The sequence below is a fragment of the Pseudomonas sp. COW5 genome (genome assembly GCF_026240005.1).
Taxonomy (GTDB): Bacteria; Pseudomonadota; Gammaproteobacteria; order Pseudomonadales; family Pseudomonadaceae; genus Aquipseudomonas; species Aquipseudomonas kribbensis.
This window is the reverse complement of sequence record NZ_JAPHVP010000001.1, coordinates 1503639-1522176: the sequence shown is the minus strand read 5'-3', so window position 1 is coordinate 1522176 and position 18538 is coordinate 1503639. Positions and strand designations below refer to the sequence as shown.

Here is an 18538-nt window from a genome sequence, read left to right as displayed (position 1 = left end):
AGGAAAGTTCGTACAGCATTCTCGGACGCCTTACGGCTGCCCTCGCCAGTCGAGAATGCTAAGGTTCAGCCCTAGCTTTTGTATTTTTCCAAGGAAGCCTTATGCCGGACACACAGTCCCTCAACGCTGCATTCATGGTGGTTCAGAGCAACAGCCTGGACGAGCTGCGCAGCCTTGTGATCAGCATCATGCGGCGTTATCCGCTGGCTCCCTTGGAGAACGAAATTGCGCTCGTGCAGAGCAACGGTATCGCCCAATGGCTCAAGCTGGCACTGGCTGAGGATCCTGAAGAGGATGACTTGGGTGGCTGCGGTATTGCTGCGGCAATTGATGTGCAGTTGCCGGGTAGTTTCATGTGGCAGCTTTACCGCATGGTTCTTGGGCCAGATGAGATCCCGGCCAAGTCCCTGCTCGACAAGGCCCCTCTGACCTGGAGGCTGATGCGCCTGTTACCGCAGGTCATCGACCTGCCGCATTTCGAACCCCTGCAACGTTTCCTGACCCATGACACCGACTTGCGCAAGCGCTACCAGTTGTCCGAGCGACTGGCGGATCTGTTCGATCAGTATCAGGTGTACCGTGCCGACTGGCTCGAGGATTGGGCCGAGGGGCGTCATCAGCTACGAAATGTCAGGGGGGAGGTGAAACCGCTGCCCAGCACCAGTTGCTGGCAGGCAGAGCTATGGCGTGCATTGCTTGAAGATGTCGGTGAGCAAGGCATGGCTCAAAGTCGGGCTGGCGTGCACCAGCGATTCATCGAGTGCATCAACAACCTTGAAAAAACACCGACAGGCTTGCCGTCACGGGTAATCGTTTTCGGAATTTCCTCACTGCCTGCACAAGTACTCGAAGCATTGGCTGGGCTGGCCCGTTTCAGCCAGGTCCTGCTCTGCGTACACAATCCTTGCCGTTATCATTGGGCCGATATCGTTGCCGACAAGGATCTGTTGCGTCATCAATACAAGCGTCAGGCTCGCAAGAGCGGCATGCCCGCAGTGCTGGATCCAGAGTCACTGCATCAACACGCCCATCCGCTGCTTGCCGCCTGGGGCAAGCAAGGTCGTGACTACATCAATCTGCTCGACAGCTATGACGACCCCGGCAGCTATCGCGCGGCATTTCGCAATGGTCGTATCGATCTGTTCAGCGAATCAGTCCCGCAAAACATGCTCAATCAACTGCAGGATGACATTCTAGAACTGCGCCCGCTCAGCGAAACACGTGAGCTCTGGCCCGATGTCGACCTCAAGCAAGACCAGTCAATTCGATTCCACATTGCACATAGTGCACAACGTGAAGTCGAGATTCTCCACGATCAGCTCCTGGCTCGATTCAGCGCCAATCCCGAACTGCGCCCCCGTGATGTAATCGTGATGGTGCCCGACATCGACAGTTATGCGCCGCACGTCCGTGCAGTGTTCGGACAGCTGGATCGTCATGATCCACGGTTCATTCCTTTCACGCTGGCCGACCAGGGGCAACGCGGTCGCGACCCATTGCTGATTGCCGTCGAACATCTGCTCAAACTGCCCGACAGTCGTTTCCCCGTCAGTGAAATACTCGACTTGCTCGATGTGCCGGCGTTACGTGTACGGTTCGGGGTGGAGGAGCGGGACTTGCCGACACTGCATCGCTGGATCGAAGGCGCCGGGGTGCGTTGGGGGATGGACGCTGAACAACGTGCCGGACTGGGATTGCCAAATGAACTGGAGCAGAACAGCTGGCGATTCGGACTGAAGCGGATGCTCCTCGGATATGCGGTTGGTGATTCCAGTGCCTGCGCGGGCATTGAGCCATACGACGAAATTGGCGGCCTCGATGCCGCGCTGATCGGTCCGTTGTCCGCCTTGCTGGATGCCTTGGAGTACTCGCACCAGCAATTGCTGAAGCCTGCGAAACCTCAAGAGTGGGGGAGTCGGCTACAGGTACTGATGCAGTTGTTTTTCAAAGCGAGCAATGAGCATGACGAATACTTGCTGACTCAACTTGAGGATCTGCGCGAAACATGGCTGGAGACCTGTGAATCTGTCGGACTGGAAGATGAGTTGCCGCTGACCGTTGTTCGCGAGGCCTGGCTGGCCGGGCTGGATCAAGGGCGCTTGTCTCAACGGTTTCTGGCCGGTGCGGTGAATTTTTGTACCTTGATGCCGATGCGGGCAATTCCCTTCAAGCTGGTTTGCCTTCTGGGCATGAACGATGGCGATTATCCCCGGGCACAACCACCGCTGGACTTCGACCTGATGGGCAGCGATTACCGGCCGGGAGATCGCTCCCGCCGTGAAGATGATCGCTATCTGTTGCTCGAAGCATTGCTGTCTGCTCGCCATGAGCTCTACATCAGTTGGGTTGGACGCAGCATTCGTGACAACAGTGAACGGCCACCCTCGGTGCTGATCGGTCAGTTGCGCGATCATCTCGCCAATGGTTGGCGAACAACTGATGAACGTGCGGATTTGTTGCATGCCATGACCCAGGAACACCCGTTGCAGCCATTCAGTTCACGTTACTTCCATGAAGGTGATGAGCTGTTCAGCTATGCCAATGAATGGCAGGTGCTGCATCAACGTCATGAGCCTGATGAAGTGAAAGGAATGCTTGAACCCCATGTCCAGGATGAGCCGCTCGGCCTTGCGCTGCTGCAGGATTTTCTGCGTAACCCGGTTCGGCACTTTTTCACTCAACGCTTGAAGGTTTACTTCGAAGCGGCACAAGTACCTCAAGCCGATGAAGAGCCCTTTGTGCTGGATGCCTTGCAGCGATACACCCTCAGCAGCAGCTTGCTCGACGCGGCCTTGAGGTATCCGGAGAGCGTTGAACAGGCGCTTGAGGCTCAGGCTAGGCGCCTGCAAAACAGCGGGCTGCTGCCCATGGCGGGATTCGGAGAGTGCCTGCAACGAGAGCTGATCGAACCGCTTCCCGACTTGCTGCACCGCTATCAACAACTGCTGACGCTTTGGCCTACTCCGCTGACCAGTGCGCTCCCGATCAATCTTGAATGGCAGGGATTACGTCTGGAAGGATGGCTTGGAGGTTTGCATCAACGCGACGATGGCGGTGTGCTGTCGGTGACGACGATTCCCAACAGTATCGGCTCGATCAAAAGCCGCAAATGGCACCGTCTGATCAAACCGTGGGTCGATCATCTGGTCGCTTGTGCGAGTGGGCTTTCCTTGACCACAGCACTGGTCGCCAGTGATGACACTCTCTTGCTTGAACCGATGGAACAGGATCGGGCGTGGCGGGTACTCGAAGACCTGCTGCTCGCCTGGCAAGCAGGAATGCGCCAGCCACTTCCGGTTGCGGTGAAAACTGCTTTTGCATGGCTGGGCCAGAGCGACCCGCTGAAGGCCGAAGCCGCTGCACGCAAAGCCTATGAAGGTGATGGTCAGACCAGCGAAGGCGAGAGACGCGAAAGCCCCGCATTGGCGCGGCAGTTCCCGGATTACGATGCGTTGCTGGCCGAGGAGACATTCCCCGATTGGTGTAACGCTCTATACCGCCCGGTGCTCGAAGCCCCCTGGCAATCATTGGCCAGCGAGGGGGTACGTTCATGAGTACACAGCAGCCACTTGCCCTGGCGTTTCCATTGAAGGGCAGTCAACTGATCGAGGCCAGCGCGGGTACTGGCAAGACGTTCACCATCTCCGCGTTGTATCTGCGCCTGATCCTTGGTCATGGAGGCGAAGCGAGTGGCTTCGGTCGCGAGCTGCTGCCACCGCAGATTCTAGTAGTGACCTTCACCGATGCGGCAACCAAGGAGTTGCGCGAGCGCATCCGCACACGTCTGGCAGAGGCCGCACGCTTCTTCCGTGATGAGACGCCGCCTCCTGATACGTTGATCGATGAGCTGCGCGCGCAGTTCGAGCCTCAACAATGGCCCGGTTGTGCTAACCGCCTGGACATCGCCGCGCAATGGATGGACGAGGCGGCGGTCTCGACGATCCACAGCTGGTGTCAGCGAATGCTGCGCGAACATGCGTTCGACAGCGGCAGCCTGTTTACCCAGACTCTGGAAACCGATCACAGCGATCTGCTCGGCGAAGTGCTCCGCGATTACTGGCGCCTGTTCTGCTATCCGATGCAGGGAGATGCCCTGAATTGGGTTCGTACTAACTGGGGAGGTCCGGCCGCCCTGTTGCCTCGTGTACGTGCTCTCTTCGGCACTGAACGTGACGGCAAGGAAGACAGATCTCCGGCCGATCTGATCGACGAGTGCCTGCAGGAGCGTCGCTCAGCATTGGTTGAATTGAAAAAGCCCTGGCAGCAGTGGGCGGATGAGTTGCTCGCCATTTGTCATCAGGGCGTCGCCAGCAAGACGGTCGACGGGCGCAAGATGCAAGCCCGCTACTTCGAGCCCTGGTTCGAGAAGCTCAACGCCTGGGCGGAAGATGAGTCACTGGAACAACTGGATATCGGTACCGGATTTACCCGGCTGACGCCGGACGGCATGGCCGAAGCCTGGAAAGGCGAGCCCCCGAGTCATCCGGGACTGGACGCGATGTCGAGGCTCAAGTCGAGTCTCGACGGGCTGCCGACGCCTGACGCTGCTGTGTTGCAGCACGCCGCCAAATGGGTAGGTGCGCGCTTTGAGGACGAGAAGCGCAGACGTGCCGAAATGGGCTTCGATGACATGCTGTTGCGCCTTGACGCCGCGTTGCGATCCGAAGGCGGCGAGCGCCTCGCCACGCTTATCCGTGAGCAGTTTCCGGTCGCTTTGATTGATGAATTCCAGGACACGGATCCGGTGCAGTACCGGATCTTCGAGAACATCTATCGCATTGAGGAAAACATCCCCGAGACCGGGCTGTTTCTGATCGGTGATCCGAAGCAGGCGATCTATGCCTTTCGTGGCGCGGACATCTACACCTACCTGCGCGCGCGAATAGCCACCGCAGGGCGACTGCATACGCTGGGTACGAACTTCCGCTCGAGCCATGGGATGGTCCGCGCAGTAAACCAGGTGTTCGAGCGCGCCGAGTCCCGTGAACAGGGACGCGGTGCGTTTCTGTTTCGAGAGAAAGGCGGTGACAACCCGGTGCCGTTTCAGCCCGTAGATGCTCAGGGGCGCAAGGAGTATTTACAGATTTCCGGGCAAGACGTTCCGGCGCTGAACATCTGGCGTTTATCTACCGAGCAGCCAGTCTCCGGTGCGGTCTACCGCCAGCAGCTGGCGGCGGCCTGCGCCAGTGAAATCACTGCCTTGCTCAATGGCGGACAAGCCGGTAGCGCGGGTTTCGCGCAGGACGGCAAGGATTTTCGAGGGCTGCAGCCGGCGGACATCGCAATTCTGGTGCGCGATGGCAAGGAGGCTCAAGCAATACGCGGTGAGCTTGCCGCCCGTGGGGTGCGCAGCGTCTATCTGTCGGACAAGGATTCAGTCTTCGCGGCCCAGGAGGCCCATGACCTGCTGGCCTGGCTCAAGGCCTGTGCCGAGCCGGATGTCGAGCGCTCGCTAAAGGCAGCCCTGGCCTGCATTACCTTGAATCTGCCGTTGGCAGAGCTCGAACGCCTGAATCAGGATGAACTGGTCTGGGAAGAACGAGTCATGCAGTTCCGGGCCTATCGTGAGATCTGGCGCAAACAAGGCGTGCTGCCGATGTTACGGCGATTTCTTCATGACTTTCATCTACCGCAAACCCTGATTGCTCGCAGTGATGGTGAGCGGGTGCTGACTAACCTGTTGCACCTGTCGGAGTTGTTGCAGCAGGCAGCCTCCGAACTGGATGGCGAGCAGGCGCTGATCCGGCACTTGGCCGAGCATCTTGCGTTGTCCGGTCAGGCGGGTGAGGAGCAGATCCTGCGCCTTGAAAGCGACGAGCAACTGGTCAAGGTCGTGACGATCCACAAGTCCAAGGGGCTTGAGTATCCGTTGGTGTTTCTGCCCTTCATCTGCTCGGCCAAACCCGTGGATGGCAGCCGGCTGCCGTTGCATTACCACGATGCATCCGGCAAGGCTCAGGTCAGTCTGAAACCGGATGCCGAGCTGATTGCCCTGGCCGACAATGAGCGTCTGGCGGAGGATCTGCGTTTGCTCTACGTCGCCCTGACCCGGGCACAACATGCGTGCTGGCTTGGTGTGACGGACCTTAAACGCGGCAATAACAGCAGCTCGGTCCTGCATCTTTCAGCATTTGGCTATCTGCTGGGTGGTGGCGAATCACTGAGCGAGTCCAGCGGTCTGACCCGCTGGCTCGACGATTTGCAGCAACATTGCCCAGCGCTGAGCGTCGTGGAAATGCCACTGGCAACCAGCGAGCGCTACCAGCCACCACGCAATGAAGCGACCCCAAGTGCCACGTTGATCCCCAAACGCAAGGCCAGCGAAAACTGGTGGATCGCCTCCTATAGCGCATTGCGCATCAGTGATGTGCTGAGCGTAGGCAGTGATGAAGCACCGGACAGTCCCCAGGCGCAGAAACTGTTCGACGACGAGCGCCTCGAGCCTGATGCCCCCCGCGAGATCATTCCGGGAGGCGCCGAGATTCATCGTTTCCCCCGAGGGCCGAATCCGGGGACGTTTCTCCACGGACTGCTCGAATGGGCAGGTGATGAAGGTTTCGCGGTTTCGCGCGAGTCGCTGGAAGACGCGATCGCCCGGCGCTGCAATCGTCGTGGCTGGGAAGGCTGGATCACGACTCTCAGCGACTGGTTGCAGCATCTGCTCAAATCGCCGATGCCGGCAGGCGCCGGTCGACCTGCAGTCGTGCTGGAGCAACTGAAACAGTATCGGGTCGAGATGGAGTTCTGGTTCGCCAGCCACAAGGTCGATGTCATCAGACTCGACGAGCAGGTGCGCAAGTTCACCCACAACGGCGTTGCCAGGGTGGCCGCCGAGGCCGTGCAACTCAACGGCATGTTCAAAGGCTTCATCGACCTGACCTTTGAGCATGATGGTCGTTACTACGTGGCGGACTACAAATCCAACTGGCTGGGCGTCGATGATGCCGCCTACACCGAGCAGGCCATGGAGCAGTCGATTCTGGAAAACCGCTACGACCTGCAATACGTGCTGTACCTGCTGGCACTGCATCGCCAGCTCAAAGCCCGCCTCGCCGATTATGATTACGACCGCCATGTGGGCGGTGCGCTGTATCTGTTCTTGCGCGGTACCCGGGCAGACAGCGGTGGCGTGTATTTCGCGCGGCCGCCACGGGAGCTGATCGAGCGTCTGGACCGGATGTTCCAGGGCAAACCGGAACCGAAATCCGAGCCGGTATGGGAACAGGGAGAATTGCTATGAGCCGCACCTTCGCGCACTTGTCGCCGATTGCGCTGGATGCAGATAGTCTTGCTCGCCTGACGCCCCTGATGCAGGCCGAGGACTTGCTGCAGTTACTGACCCACTGGGTAGAGCGAGGGTGGCTGCGGGCACTGGACAAGGCATTCGTGACGTTTCTTCATGAGTTGGTGCCAGACGTCGACCCGCTGGTTCTGCTTGCCGCGGCTTTGACCAGTCACCAGCTCGGTCATGGTCATGTGTGCCTGGATTTGTTTGAAACCCTCAAGGCTCCTGACTTTGCCTTGTCCCTGCCACCTGAGGGTGATGCGCAATCCGGTGTGTTGTTGCCATCGAAATTGCTTGAATCCCTTGACGGCGCGCACTGGTGCAAAGTGCTGGCCGGCAGCCCTCTGGTGGCGCTGGCTGCCGACGAGAGTGAGTCTGCACGGCAATGCCCTCTGGTGCTGTCCGGTAAGCGCCTGTACCTGCGCCGGTACTGGACCTATGAACGACGTATCGACATGGCACTGCGCCAACGTTTGGCAGAGCATGAACCGGCGCCGGGCGATCTGTCGCAGCGACTGGACGAGTTATTCGGGTCGGCAAAGACATCCGGTGCGATCGACTGGCAGAAACTCGCCTGTGCACTGGCGACCCGAGGTGCCTTCAGCATCGTCACGGGCGGGCCGGGCACCGGCAAGACCACCACGGTCGTGCGTTTGCTGGCCTTGCTTCAGGCTCCCGCCGTCGAAGCCAGCCAGCCGCTGCGTATTCGCCTGGCCGCGCCTACGGGTAAAGCGGCAGCGCGGCTGACCGAGTCCATCAGCCAGCAAGTGCAATCGCTGGAGGTTGCCGAAGCCGTTCGGGAGAAGATTCCTTCCGAGGTGACTACCGTTCACCGCCTGCTCGGCAGTCGTCCCGGCACTCGGCACTTTCGCCATCACGCGGGCAACCGCCTGCCACTGGATGTGCTGGTGGTCGATGAAGCATCCATGATCGATCTGGAAATGATGGCCAACCTGCTTGATGCGTTGCCGTCACATGCTCGTCTGGTGTTGCTGGGCGACAAGGATCAACTGGCCTCTGTCGAGGCCGGTGCGGTGCTGGGGGATCTGTGCCGTGATGCCGAGGCGGGTTGGTACAGTCCGCAGACACGTCAGTGGCTGGAGTCCGTGAGCGGGGAGTCCTTGCATGACGCCGGTTTGCACGAAGACACGGACGGTACGCACCCGCTGGCGCAGCAAGTGGTGATGTTGCGTCACTCGCGGCGTTTCGGCGAGGGCAGTGGCATCGGCCAGCTTGCGCGCCGGGTGAATCAGCAACGGCCGGACGAGGCACGCCACTTGCTGGCAGCGCGAAGCCGTGACGACGTTTATTCGCTGGCGCTCAAGGGAGAGCATGACCATGCACTGGAACGCCTTGTTCTGGACGGGCATGGCGAGGGCCCTCACGGTTATCGGCATTACCTGAGCGTCTTGCGCAATCAGCGCCCGCCTTCCGGTGCACCTCTTGAGCATCCCGGTTGGCTCGATTGGGCGCGAGCAGTCTTGCAGGCGTTCGATACGTTCCAGTTACTGTGCGCCGTGCGCAAAGGACCGTGGGGTGTCGAGGGGCTGAACCTGCGTATCACCGAAGCACTGCTCAAGGCGCGGCTGATCGACAGCGACCAGCAGTGGTATGAAGGCCGTCCGGTCCTGATGACCCGCAATGACTATGGCCTGGGGCTGATGAACGGTGATATCGGCATCGCTCTCAAACTGCCCGAACGAGATGGGCCGAACGCCGGCGAACCGGTGCTGCGGGTGGCGTTTCCGCGTAACGATGGGCGCGGTGGAGTGCGGTTTGTGTTGCCGAGCCGGCTCAATGATGTTGAAACCGTGTACGCCATGACGGTGCACAAGTCGCAAGGCTCGGAATTTGCCCATACCGCGTTGATCCTTCCCGACGCCCTGAATCCGGTATTGACCAAAGAGCTGATCTACACCGGCATTACCCGAGCCAAACACTGGTTCACCTTGATCGAACCGCGAGCCGGGGTATTCGAGGAAGCGGTGCAGCGCAAGGTCAAGCGCTTGAGCGGTTTGATGCTGGAACTGGAGGAAGGCGCGGCGCTTCGAGGGTGAAGTTGCCAGTGATTGCCGGCGTTATCTGACCGACCGGTCAGAGGGGGCTGTATCGCTGGCGTTCCAACGCTGTGCTATCGTTGCGGCATCATTTCGTAACGATCCAAGAGAATCCCTGCATGAAGCTGGCTGTCTGGGCGACAGAGCGCGTAGTTGGCAGCAAGCGAGCGTTGCTTGCCGTTCTGCTCTGTTTGCTCACAGGCGGGGTTGCTGCCCAGCCGCAAACACCGGTCGGTATGGCTGAACAACGGGCCAAATCCGTCACTCAGGTAGTCCTTGGCATCCTCAGTTACGCCCGTTGGCCGGTCGAGCCTGCGCAGTTGCGCCTGTGCATCGTCGGTCCCACCGAATACACCGACGATCTGCTGAAAGGCACGACCCAGGCTACGGGCCGGCCTGTCACGGTGCGTCGCCTCCTGGCCGACAACCCGTCCATCGTCAGCGAGTGCGATGCGGTGTATATCGGCAAGCTCACCGCCGATGAGCGCAGCCGATTGTTCGCTTCGCTGATCGGTCACCCGGTATTGAGCATCAGCGAGGGCGGCGATCAATGCACGGTCGGCAGTCTGTTCTGCCTGCGGGTCGGTGATGAGCAGGTGTCGTTCGAGGTCAATCTCGACTCCGTCGCCCGCAGCGGCGTGCGCATTCATCCGAGCGTGCTGCAGTTGTCGCGCCGCAAGCCGGCGGCTCCATGAGACGCGACAAATCCACAGGGCGTCCGACCCTGGGTTCGGTCATCGGTCGCGGGCATTTGATCGTGGCGCTGGTTGCCGTGGCGATGGCCAGTGTGTCCCTGACCCTGCTTGGCGTTTTGGCGCTGCGGGTCTATGCCGATCACAACCTGCACCTGATCGCTCGTTCGATCAGTTACACCGTGGAAGCGGCGGTGGTGTTCAACGACAAGCCTGCCGCGACGGAGGCGCTGGCGTTGATCGCCTCGACCGAAGAGGTGGCGGACGCGCAGGTGCTGGACAGCCAGGGTCAGTTGCTGGCGCGATGGCAGCGCCCGGAAAACGGTTTGTTTTCCGGGCTGGAAATGCAGATCACGCGGATAGTGCTGGAAAAGCCGATCAGTCTGCCGATCCTGCACCAGGATCGCGAGATCGGCCGGATCCTGTTGATCGGTCACGGCGGCAGCCTGATGCAGTTTCTGTTGAGCGGTCTGGCGGGCATCATTCTCTGCACGGCGATCAGCGCCTGGGTCGCGCTATTTCTGGCGCGCCGTCAGTTGCGCGGGATCATCGGCCCACTGCACAGCCTGGCGGGAGTGGCTCACGCCGCCCGCAGCGAACGGGCACTGGACCGGCGCGTACCTCCGGCGAAAATCGCCGAGCTCCACAACCTCGGCAACGACTTCAACGCTTTGCTCGATGAGCTTGAGTCGTGGCAGACCCACCTGCAAAACGAGAACGAAACCCTTGCCCACCAGGCCACTCACGACAGCCTCACGGGACTGCCCAACCGGGCGTTTTTCGAAGGGCGCCTGATTCGTGCATTGCGCAGCGCCAACAAACTCAACGAGCGCGTGGCGGTGCTGTTTCTCGACAGTGATCGTTTCAAGGAAATCAATGACAATTTTGGCCATGCGGCCGGCGATGCGGTGCTGGTGGCGGTAGCGAACCGGGTGCGGGCGCAGCTGCGCGAAGAGGATCAGGTGGCGCGTCTGGGCGGCGATGAGTTTGCCGTTCTGCTGACACCGTTGCACAAGACCGAAGACGCCGAGCGAATTGCCGACAAGATTCTCGCCAGCATGGACACCCCGATTGCACTGCCGGGCGACACCAGTGTGGTGACCTCGCTCAGTATCGGCATTGCGGTTTACCCCGACCATGGCGCCACGCCCGGCACCTTGCTCGATGCGGCCGACGCCGCGATGTATCAAGCCAAGCGCCTGTCCCGCGGCGCCCAATTCACGGCCGGGTCGGAGCACCCGGTCGATCCCGTTCAAACCAGGAGCTGATGCCCGTGTTCTCAATGTCCTTTCGACTGATTTCCACCCTGTTACTGACCGCCATGCTGGCTCTGACCGGTTGCCAGACCACTCCGCAAAAAGGCCTGACGCCGGCGCAGATTGCCGTGCTCAAGCAGCAAGGCTTTGAACTGACCGACGACGGCTGGGAGTTCGGCCTGTCGGGCAAAGTGCTGTTTGGCAGCGACATCGAAAGCCTGAACAAGCAAAGTACCGAGATCGTCGAGCGTATCGGTAAGGCCCTGCTCGGTGTCGGTATCGAGCGGGTTCGCGTGGATGGTCACACCGACGCTTCGGGCAAGGAAGCCTACAACCAGCAGCTGTCTCTGCGCCGGGCAAAAAGTGTGGGCAAAGTGCTGACTACGGTCGGCATGAAGGAAGAGAACATCCAGCTGCAAGGCCTTGGCAGCCGCGAACCGGTGGCCTCCAACGACACCGCCGCCGGCCGCACCGAAAATCGCCGGGTGTCGATCGTGGTCAGCGCCGACTAGTCGGCAAACTGCATCTCCCGGGTCTGCCCCATCAACAGCGCCTGATTGCGCTCGGTCACCTCACGGATGTAATCCCACAAAAGGGTTATCCGCTTCAACTTGCGCAAATCCTCCCGGCAGTACATCCAGAACTGCCGGGTGATGTCGATTTCCTCCGGCAACACCGGCAACAGGCGCGGGTCCTGGGCCGCGAGGAAACACGGCAGAATTGCCAGCGAACGCCCCTGCTGCGCCGCCACGAATTGCGCGATCACGCTTGTGCTGCGCAAATTCGCGCTAGCGCCGGGCACCACGTTCGCCAGATACAGCAACTCCGAGCTGAACGCCAGGTCATCCACATAACTGATGAATTGATGCTTGCCCAGGTCGGCGGGGCGGCGGATCGGTGGGTGTTTGTCGAGGTATTCCTGGGTCGCGTAGAGCTGCAGGCGGTAGTCGCAGAGTTTGCAGCACACGTACGGCCCGTGCTCCGGGCGTTCGAGGGCGATGACGATGTCGGCTTCGCGTTTGGACAGGCTGATGAAGTGCGGCAACGGCAGGATGTCCACTGAGATCGCCGGGTAGGCGTCGACGAAGTGGCTCAGTTGCGGGGTGATGAAGAAGCTGCCGAAACCCTCGGTGCAGCCCATCCGCACATGCCCCGACAGCGCGACGCCGGAGCCGGACACCTGCTCGCAGGCCATGTGCAGCGTACTTTCGATCGACTCGGCGTAGCTCAGCAGACGCTGGCCTTCGGCGGTCAGTACGAAACCGCTGGTGCGGGATTTCTCGAACAGCAATGTGCCCAAAGCCGCTTCCAGCGAACTGATCCGCCGCGACACGGTTGTGTAGTCCACCGCCAGACGTTTGGCCGCGGTGCTGGCCTTGCGGGTACGGGCGACTTCGAGGAAAAACTTGAGGTCGTCCCAGTTCAGCGAGCCTAAAGATGTGATGTTTTTTTGCATGATGGACGGGCTTATATGTGCGTTCTTATTAGAAGTTTGCACATCTATACTCCAAAAACAGTCCGACAACCAATTCGCGACACACGCCTCATCTCAAGGCGAACCTTTCGCCTTGGCTCCCAAGATAAAAACAATTTCTGGAGACCAGCATGAACGCATCGCTTACGCCCAACGAAACCACGATCCAGAAGGTCAAGCTGCTGATCGACGGCGAGTGGGTCGAGTCGCAGACCACCGAGTGGCACGACATCGTCAACCCGGCGACCCAGCAGGTGCTGGCCAAAGTCCCGTTTGCCACCGCCGCTGAAGTCGACGCTGCCGTCAGCGCCGCCCAGCGCGCCTTCCAGACCTGGAAGCTCACCCCGATCGGCGCACGCATGCGCATCATGCTCAAGCTGCAGGCGCTGATCCGCGAACACTCCAAACGTATCGCCGTGGTACTGAGCGCCGAGCAGGGCAAGACCATTGCCGATGCCGAGGGCGATATTTTTCGTGGCCTGGAAGTGGTCGAGCACGCGTGCTCCATCGGCAGCCTGCAAATGGGCGAGTTCGCCGAAAACGTGGCCGGCGGTGTCGACACCTATACCTTGCGCCAGCCGATCGGCGTTTGCGCCGGCATCACGCCGTTCAACTTCCCGGCAATGATTCCGCTGTGGATGTTCCCGATGGCCATCGCCTGCGGCAACACCTTCGTGCTCAAACCGTCCGAACAGGATCCGCTGTCAACCATGCTGCTGGTGGAACTGGCCATCGAAGCCGGTATTCCGGCCGGCGTATTGAACGTGGTGCACGGTGGCAAGGATGTAGTTGATGGCCTGTGCACCCACAAGGACATCAAGGCGGTTTCGTTCGTCGGTTCGACCGCCGTCGGCACCCACGTTTATGACCTGGCCGGCAAGCACGGCAAGCGTGTGCAATCGATGATGGGCGCGAAGAACCATGCCGTGGTGCTGCCGGACGCCAATCGCGAGCAAGCGCTCAATGCCCTGGTCGGCGCCGGTTTCGGTGCGGCCGGTCAGCGTTGCATGGCCACTTCGGTGGTGGTGCTGGTGGGCGCGGCCAAACAGTGGCTGCCGGATCTGAAAGCGCTGGCGCAGAAACTCAAGGTCAACGCCGGCAACGAGCCGGGCACCGATGTCGGCCCGGTCATTTCGAAAAAGGCCAAGGCGCGGATTCTCGATCTGATCGAAAGCGGCATCAAGGAAGGCGCGAAACTCGAGCTGGACGGTCGCGACATCAGCGTGCCGGGCTACGAGAAAGGCAACTTCGTCGGCCCGACCCTGTTCTCCGGGGTGACCACTGACATGCAGATCTACACCCAGGAAATCTTCGGCCCGGTGCTGGTGGTGCTGGAAGTCGACACCCTCGATCAGGCCATTGCGCTGGTCAATGCCAACCCGTTCGGCAACGGCACCGGCCTGTTCACCCAGAGCGGCGCGGCGGCGCGTAAATTCCAGACCGAAATCGACGTCGGCCAGGTCGGCATCAACATCCCGATTCCGGTGCCGGTGCCGTTCTTCAGCTTCACCGGTTCGCGAGGTTCGAAACTTGGCGACCTCGGCCCATACGGCAAGCAAGTGGTGCAGTTCTACACCCAGACCAAAACGGTCACGGCGCGCTGGTTCGATGACGACAGCGTCAACGACGGCGTGAACACCACCATCAACCTGCGCTGAGGAATGGTCATGAAAATCGCATTTATCGGTCTGGGCAACATGGGCGCGCCGATGGCGCGCAACCTGATCAAGGCCGGGCATTCGCTGAATCTGGTGGATCTGAACAAGACCGTGCTGGCGGAACTCGAGCAACTGGGCGGCACCATCCGCGCCTCGGCCCGTGAGGCCGCCGAAGACGCGGAGCTGGTGATCACCATGTTGCCGGCCGCCGTACATGTACGCAGCGTCTGGCTCGGTGAAGACGGTGTGCTGGCCGGGATCGGCAAAGGTGTGCCGGCGGTGGATTGCAGCACCATCGATCCGCAGACTGCGCGCGACGTGGCAGCCGCCGCTGCCAAGCAAGGCGTGGCGATGGCCGATGCACCGGTGTCCGGCGGCACCGGCGGCGCCACCGCAGGTACATTGACCTTCATGGTCGGCGCCACCCCGGAACTGTTCGCCACCCTGCAACCGGTGCTGGCGCAGATGGGTCGCAACATCGTGCATTGCGGTGAAGTCGGCACCGGGCAGATCGCCAAGATCTGCAACAACCTGTTGCTTGCCATTTCGATGGTCGGCGTCAGCGAGGCGATGGCCCTCGGCGATGCGCTGGGGATCGATACCGGTGTGCTCGCCGGGATCATCAACAGCTCGACCGGTCGTTGCTGGAGTTCTGAGATGTACAACCCGTGGCCGGGCATCGTCGAAACGGCGCCGGCCTCGCGTGGTTACACCGGTGGCTTCGGCGCCGAGCTGATGCTCAAGGATCTGGGGCTGGCCACTGAAGCGGCGCGTCAGGCTCATCAGCCGGTGGTGCTCGGCGCGGTGGCGCAGCAGTTGTATCAGGCGATGAGTCAGCGCGGGGAAGGTGGCAAGGACTTCTCGGCGATCATCAACAGCTATCGCAAGCCGCAGTAAATGTCGTCAGGCCTGTGCTCGGCACAGGTCTGTATTGCCGGGAAATCACGTCGGGTGGTTTCCCGGCTTTTTTGTATCAGGCGAACACGAAATACTTGCGCACGGTCTCGACCACTTCCCAGGTGCCTTTCATGCCGGGCTCGACGACGAAGATGTCCCCGGCACGCAGATGAATCGGGTCCATGCCGTCCGGGGTGATGACGCAGTAGCCTTCCTGGAAATGGCAGTACTCCCACTTCACGTAATCCACACGCCACTTGCCCGGCGTGCAGATCCAGGTGCCCATGATCTTGCTGCCGTCTTCGCTGGTGTAGGCGTTGAGGTTGACGGTGTGCGGGTCGCCCTCGAGCTTTTCCCATTTGCAGGCGTCGAGTACGGGCAGCGGGTGGGTGTCGCGCAAAACGGTGATGGGTGCGGGCATGACGGCTCCAGGTCAAAGGCAGTTTGAGCCGCCACCGTAACGTGGGTGAGCACCGTCGGAATGTCTGGGTTCGACCTCCAGATGCCCGTTAGCGCTGAGCGGGAAAACCCGATAAAACCGCCATTTGCACCAATGCTGTGCATATATGACGGTTTTAATACAAGCGCGCACCATAAAAGTTCAATAAATTTTTAGACCAAAACGAGATAACCATTCTGGCACCTATTGCAAAACAAAATCGTCTGTACTATAACATTCGTACTAAAGGACAATCCCACCCTAATGGAGCTACACCAGAGTCACGGACAGACTTGAATCGGCTTTTCTTCACATGAAACTGACTTGGCCTTCGGTACAAGCGTGAACTTCTACCTGTTGTTAATGAATAACGACAATTGAATGAACCGGTCAGTTAATAAGTTGCGCAGACGCAATGTCGTGCGTGCTTTGAATGGAAGCCCTAAATAAACAGTTAATTATTATTTGTGCTGCGGCGGAATTATTTCTGCGGGACACGCACACCTATCGAATTTTTATGTGCCCGGCATCAATGGAATGAGGCTTTATTGTGGACGACATAAATGTAGTTGAAGTTTCGACGACCGTGGATAACGCGAGTGAGTTGGGCCGGCATGTCTGGATTCGTGCTGGCAGCCGCCTGCAAAACGTTCAGGTCGCCGATGATTGTTTCATCGGATTCAAGTGTGATCTGCAGTTCACTTCAGTTGGCGCGTCCAGCATGTTTGCCACTGGCGCACGTTGCCTGGGCACTGCGCAAGCACCGGTACACATTGCCGAAAATGTCTGGCTGGGCGCCAAGGCCACCGTGACCGCCGGGGTTTCCATTGGTGCGGGAGCGGTGATCGCAGCCGGGGCGCTGGTGACGGCGGATGTACCGGCCGATGCCATCGTGGTCGGCCGCCCGGCGCGGGTCATCGCCCAGCGCACAGTCGTCGAAGACGGTCTGCCGAGCCCGGCGCCAGTGCTGGCCAAAGTCCGGGACCGGGCGCGTCAGGGCTTGCCGTCGATGCTTGATCGCTCCACGCAGTCGGTGCCGCGCCTCAAGGCGTTGAACCCCGACACCGCGACCTGGGACATCAGCGATGAAGCCTTGATCGATGCCGAATTGCGCGGCGGTGCTTCGGTGGACATCGCCCGGGACTGCATTCTGATCGGGCGCAGCAGCCGCCAGGGCGGCATGTCGCAACTGGGCGGCATCGAACTGGGTACTGGCGCCCGACTGGCGCCGGGCGTGGTTATCGAAGCGGCCGGCGGAGTGACCATCGGTGCCTTCAGCGAGCTGGCCGAAGGCGTCACGATTGTTGCGTCCACTCATGATCATTCGTTCCGCTCACTGCCCTGGGAGGAGGCACCTGTGCGCATTGGAAGTCGTTGCGTAATTGGCGAGGGCGCCATCTTGGTAGGTCCACTGAGTATCGGTGACGGTGCAGTAATAAAACCGTACTCGGTGGTGATAAGGGATGTATTGGAAAACACTGTGGTTCATGGCGTTGTTCAACTAATGGAGATTCAAGAATGATTTTATTTGCCCCCAATCCGACCGGTTCAGGCCACAACATGCGCGCGCTTTCGATCGCTCAGGCGATTAAAAAGCAACGTCCGGACATGCCATTGACCGTGGCACTGGCTTCTTTGCAGCCGACCTTCACGCCGATGTTCGAAAAGTCCGGCGTCGAAGTAGTGGATATTGCCGGTCGTCTTGTCGATTACTCGAAAAAGAGCAACTTGTCGAAAGAACTCGACTGGAATAATTACATCGGCGGTTATATCGCCAATACCTTTCTGTCTGGCGAGCGGATTCTGTCTTACCTGGCCCTGATCGACGAGTACAAGCCGACCGCCCTGGTGTCGGACTACAACATGGCCGCCTGCCTGGCCGCGATTTTCAGTGGCACGCCGCTGGTGTTCGTGACCGAGCGTTATGACTTCACCCTCTGCCAGCTCCAGGATCACGACCTGGCCGACGGCGGGTTCGAGGTCAACGCGCTGGAAATGGCCCGGGCCCGCACCGCGTTGCACAGCCAGTTCAACTGGATGATCAATCAGAGCCAACTGGTGCTGACCGACAAGCCGTACGTGGCTTCACTCGATCAGGGCACGCCGGTGGCTGAAGCACTGAACAGTGGTAAGGCTCATTTTGTCGGGCCGATGATCCGCGACATCAATGTGCAGAGCGGCTTGAACGTGCGCGAGCAATTGAACCTCGGTGATGCGCCGTTCGTGGTTGCCTCGATCAGCGGCACCACGATGTTTGCGCAGAACAAGGATGCGCTGCTCGCCGCCTACCTCGACAGCTTCAAGGTCCTGCGCGAACGCAATCCGGAATTGAAGCTGGTGTTGCTTGGCCGTCAGGATATCCAGGCCCAGGACGGCGTGGTTTGCGTGCCGTATTACCCGGACTGGATGGGCCTGCTGCGCGAAGCCAGTCTGCTGATTTCGGCGCCGGGCTGGATCACCGTGACGGAAATCGCCGCACTGCAGATTCCGACCCTGTTCGTGCTGCCGTCCAAATCCGAATACCACGAACTCGAAGCCCTGCGCCGTCTGGAGCTGCTCGGTTTCCCGACGCATCTGGGTCACGATCGCGACGCCATCGTCGAACTGATTCAAGGCGAACTGGAGAAGGACACCCGCGCTTCGGCCTACTACGCGCCTCATCGCCAGGTGGCCGCACCGGACGGCGAAGGTGCCGCCCGCGCCGCGACGCGCATCATCGAGTTGTGCCAGGGCAGCGTTGTGTCGCTGACCGCAAGCAAAGCCGCTTAACCTCAAGGAAG

At 60.1% G+C, this 18538-nt stretch carries 12 protein-coding genes; 10 read left to right on the top strand and 2 right to left on the bottom strand.

Annotated features, from left to right (window positions below; all coding sequences use genetic code 11):
• Positions 1-101: 101 nt before the first annotated feature.
• From recC to OQ248_RS06935, 6 genes are all read left to right on the top strand, one after another.
• Positions 102-3554 (top strand): exodeoxyribonuclease V subunit gamma, encoded by a 3453-nt coding sequence (recC, locus tag OQ248_RS06960; RefSeq protein WP_265812401.1) that lies wholly within the window; start codon positions 102-104, stop codon positions 3552-3554.
• Positions 3551-7240: an exodeoxyribonuclease V subunit beta gene (recB, locus tag OQ248_RS06955; RefSeq protein ID WP_265812400.1), complete on the top strand. Its 3690-nt coding sequence runs from the start codon at positions 3551-3553 to the stop codon at positions 7238-7240. The genes recC and recB overlap by 4 nt, the downstream gene beginning before the upstream one ends.
• Positions 7237-9342: an exodeoxyribonuclease V subunit alpha gene (recD, locus tag OQ248_RS06950; RefSeq protein WP_265812399.1), complete on the top strand. Its 2106-nt coding sequence runs from the start codon at positions 7237-7239 to the stop codon at positions 9340-9342. Before recB ends, recD begins: the two co-directional genes overlap by 4 nt.
• 119 nt (positions 9343-9461) lie before the next feature.
• A complete protein-coding gene (locus OQ248_RS06945) occupies positions 9462-10037 on the top strand; it encodes a YfiR family protein (protein WP_265812398.1) in 576 nt (191 codons plus the stop codon).
• Positions 10034-11302, top strand: a complete 1269-nt coding sequence (locus OQ248_RS06940) for a diguanylate cyclase (RefSeq protein WP_265812397.1) — start codon at positions 10034-10036, stop codon at positions 11300-11302. The genes OQ248_RS06945 and OQ248_RS06940 overlap by 4 nt, the downstream gene beginning before the upstream one ends.
• Positions 11302-11802 carry an OmpA family protein gene (locus tag OQ248_RS06935; protein ID WP_265812396.1) on the top strand — a complete coding sequence of 167 codons (501 nt, stop codon included), beginning with the start codon at positions 11302-11304 and terminating at the stop codon, positions 11800-11802. The genes OQ248_RS06940 and OQ248_RS06935 overlap by 1 nt, the downstream gene beginning before the upstream one ends.
• Here the strand turns inward: OQ248_RS06935 and OQ248_RS06930 are convergent.
• Positions 11799-12746 (bottom strand): LysR family transcriptional regulator, encoded by a 948-nt coding sequence (locus OQ248_RS06930; protein ID WP_114881330.1) that lies wholly within the window; start codon positions 12744-12746, stop codon positions 11799-11801. The two genes, OQ248_RS06935 and OQ248_RS06930, sit on opposite strands and share 4 nt — an antisense overlap.
• A gap of 149 nt (positions 12747-12895) precedes the next feature.
• Here OQ248_RS06930 and OQ248_RS06925 point away from each other — a divergent pair, with 149 nt between their 5' ends.
• Both OQ248_RS06925 and mmsB read left to right on the top strand, forming a co-directional pair.
• A complete protein-coding gene (locus OQ248_RS06925) occupies positions 12896-14422 on the top strand; it encodes a CoA-acylating methylmalonate-semialdehyde dehydrogenase (protein ID WP_011332335.1) in 1527 nt (508 codons plus the stop codon).
• 9 nt (positions 14423-14431) lie between these two features.
• Positions 14432-15319 carry a 3-hydroxyisobutyrate dehydrogenase gene (gene mmsB / locus OQ248_RS06920; protein ID WP_085713193.1) on the top strand — a complete coding sequence of 296 codons (888 nt, stop codon included), beginning with the start codon at positions 14432-14434 and terminating at the stop codon, positions 15317-15319.
• Between the two features lie 76 nt (positions 15320-15395).
• On the opposite strand, the gene OQ248_RS06915 is transcribed toward mmsB, so the two are convergent.
• Positions 15396-15740, bottom strand: a complete 345-nt coding sequence (locus OQ248_RS06915; RefSeq protein ID WP_265812395.1) for a cupin domain-containing protein — start codon at positions 15738-15740, stop codon at positions 15396-15398.
• A gap of 739 nt (positions 15741-16479) precedes the next feature.
• Here OQ248_RS06915 and OQ248_RS06910 point away from each other — a divergent pair.
• Both OQ248_RS06910 and OQ248_RS06905 read left to right on the top strand, forming a co-directional pair.
• Positions 16480-17280, top strand: a complete 801-nt coding sequence (locus OQ248_RS06910) for a DapH/DapD/GlmU-related protein (RefSeq protein ID WP_265812394.1) — start codon at positions 16480-16482, stop codon at positions 17278-17280.
• A complete protein-coding gene (locus tag OQ248_RS06905; protein WP_265812393.1) occupies positions 17277-18527 on the top strand; it encodes a hypothetical protein in 1251 nt (416 codons plus the stop codon). The genes OQ248_RS06910 and OQ248_RS06905 overlap by 4 nt, the downstream gene beginning before the upstream one ends.
• The last annotated feature ends 11 nt before the right edge of the window (positions 18528-18538 follow it).

Coding starts and splice junctions, on each gene's coding strand:
- OQ248_RS06925 (WP_011332335.1), top strand. CDS start 12,896: ATGAACGCATCGCTTACGCCCAACGAAACCACGATCCAGAAGGTCAAG.
- recD (WP_265812399.1), top strand. CDS start 7,237: ATGAGCCGCACCTTCGCGCACTTGTCGCCGATTGCGCTGGATGCAGAT.
- recB (WP_265812400.1), top strand. CDS start 3,551: ATGAGTACACAGCAGCCACTTGCCCTGGCGTTTCCATTGAAGGGCAGT.
- OQ248_RS06915 (WP_265812395.1), bottom strand. CDS start 15,740: ATGCCCGCACCCATCACCGTTTTGCGCGACACCCACCCGCTGCCCGTA.
- OQ248_RS06905 (WP_265812393.1), top strand. CDS start 17,277: ATGATTTTATTTGCCCCCAATCCGACCGGTTCAGGCCACAACATGCGC.
- OQ248_RS06910 (WP_265812394.1), top strand. CDS start 16,480: ATGTTTGCCACTGGCGCACGTTGCCTGGGCACTGCGCAAGCACCGGTA.
- mmsB (WP_085713193.1), top strand. CDS start 14,432: ATGAAAATCGCATTTATCGGTCTGGGCAACATGGGCGCGCCGATGGCG.
- OQ248_RS06935 (WP_265812396.1), top strand. CDS start 11,302: ATGCCCGTGTTCTCAATGTCCTTTCGACTGATTTCCACCCTGTTACTG.
- OQ248_RS06945 (WP_265812398.1), top strand. CDS start 9,462: ATGAAGCTGGCTGTCTGGGCGACAGAGCGCGTAGTTGGCAGCAAGCGA.
- OQ248_RS06930 (WP_114881330.1), bottom strand. CDS start 12,746: ATGCAAAAAAACATCACATCTTTAGGCTCGCTGAACTGGGACGACCTC.
- OQ248_RS06940 (WP_265812397.1), top strand. CDS start 10,034: ATGAGACGCGACAAATCCACAGGGCGTCCGACCCTGGGTTCGGTCATC.
- recC (WP_265812401.1), top strand. CDS start 102: ATGCCGGACACACAGTCCCTCAACGCTGCATTCATGGTGGTTCAGAGC.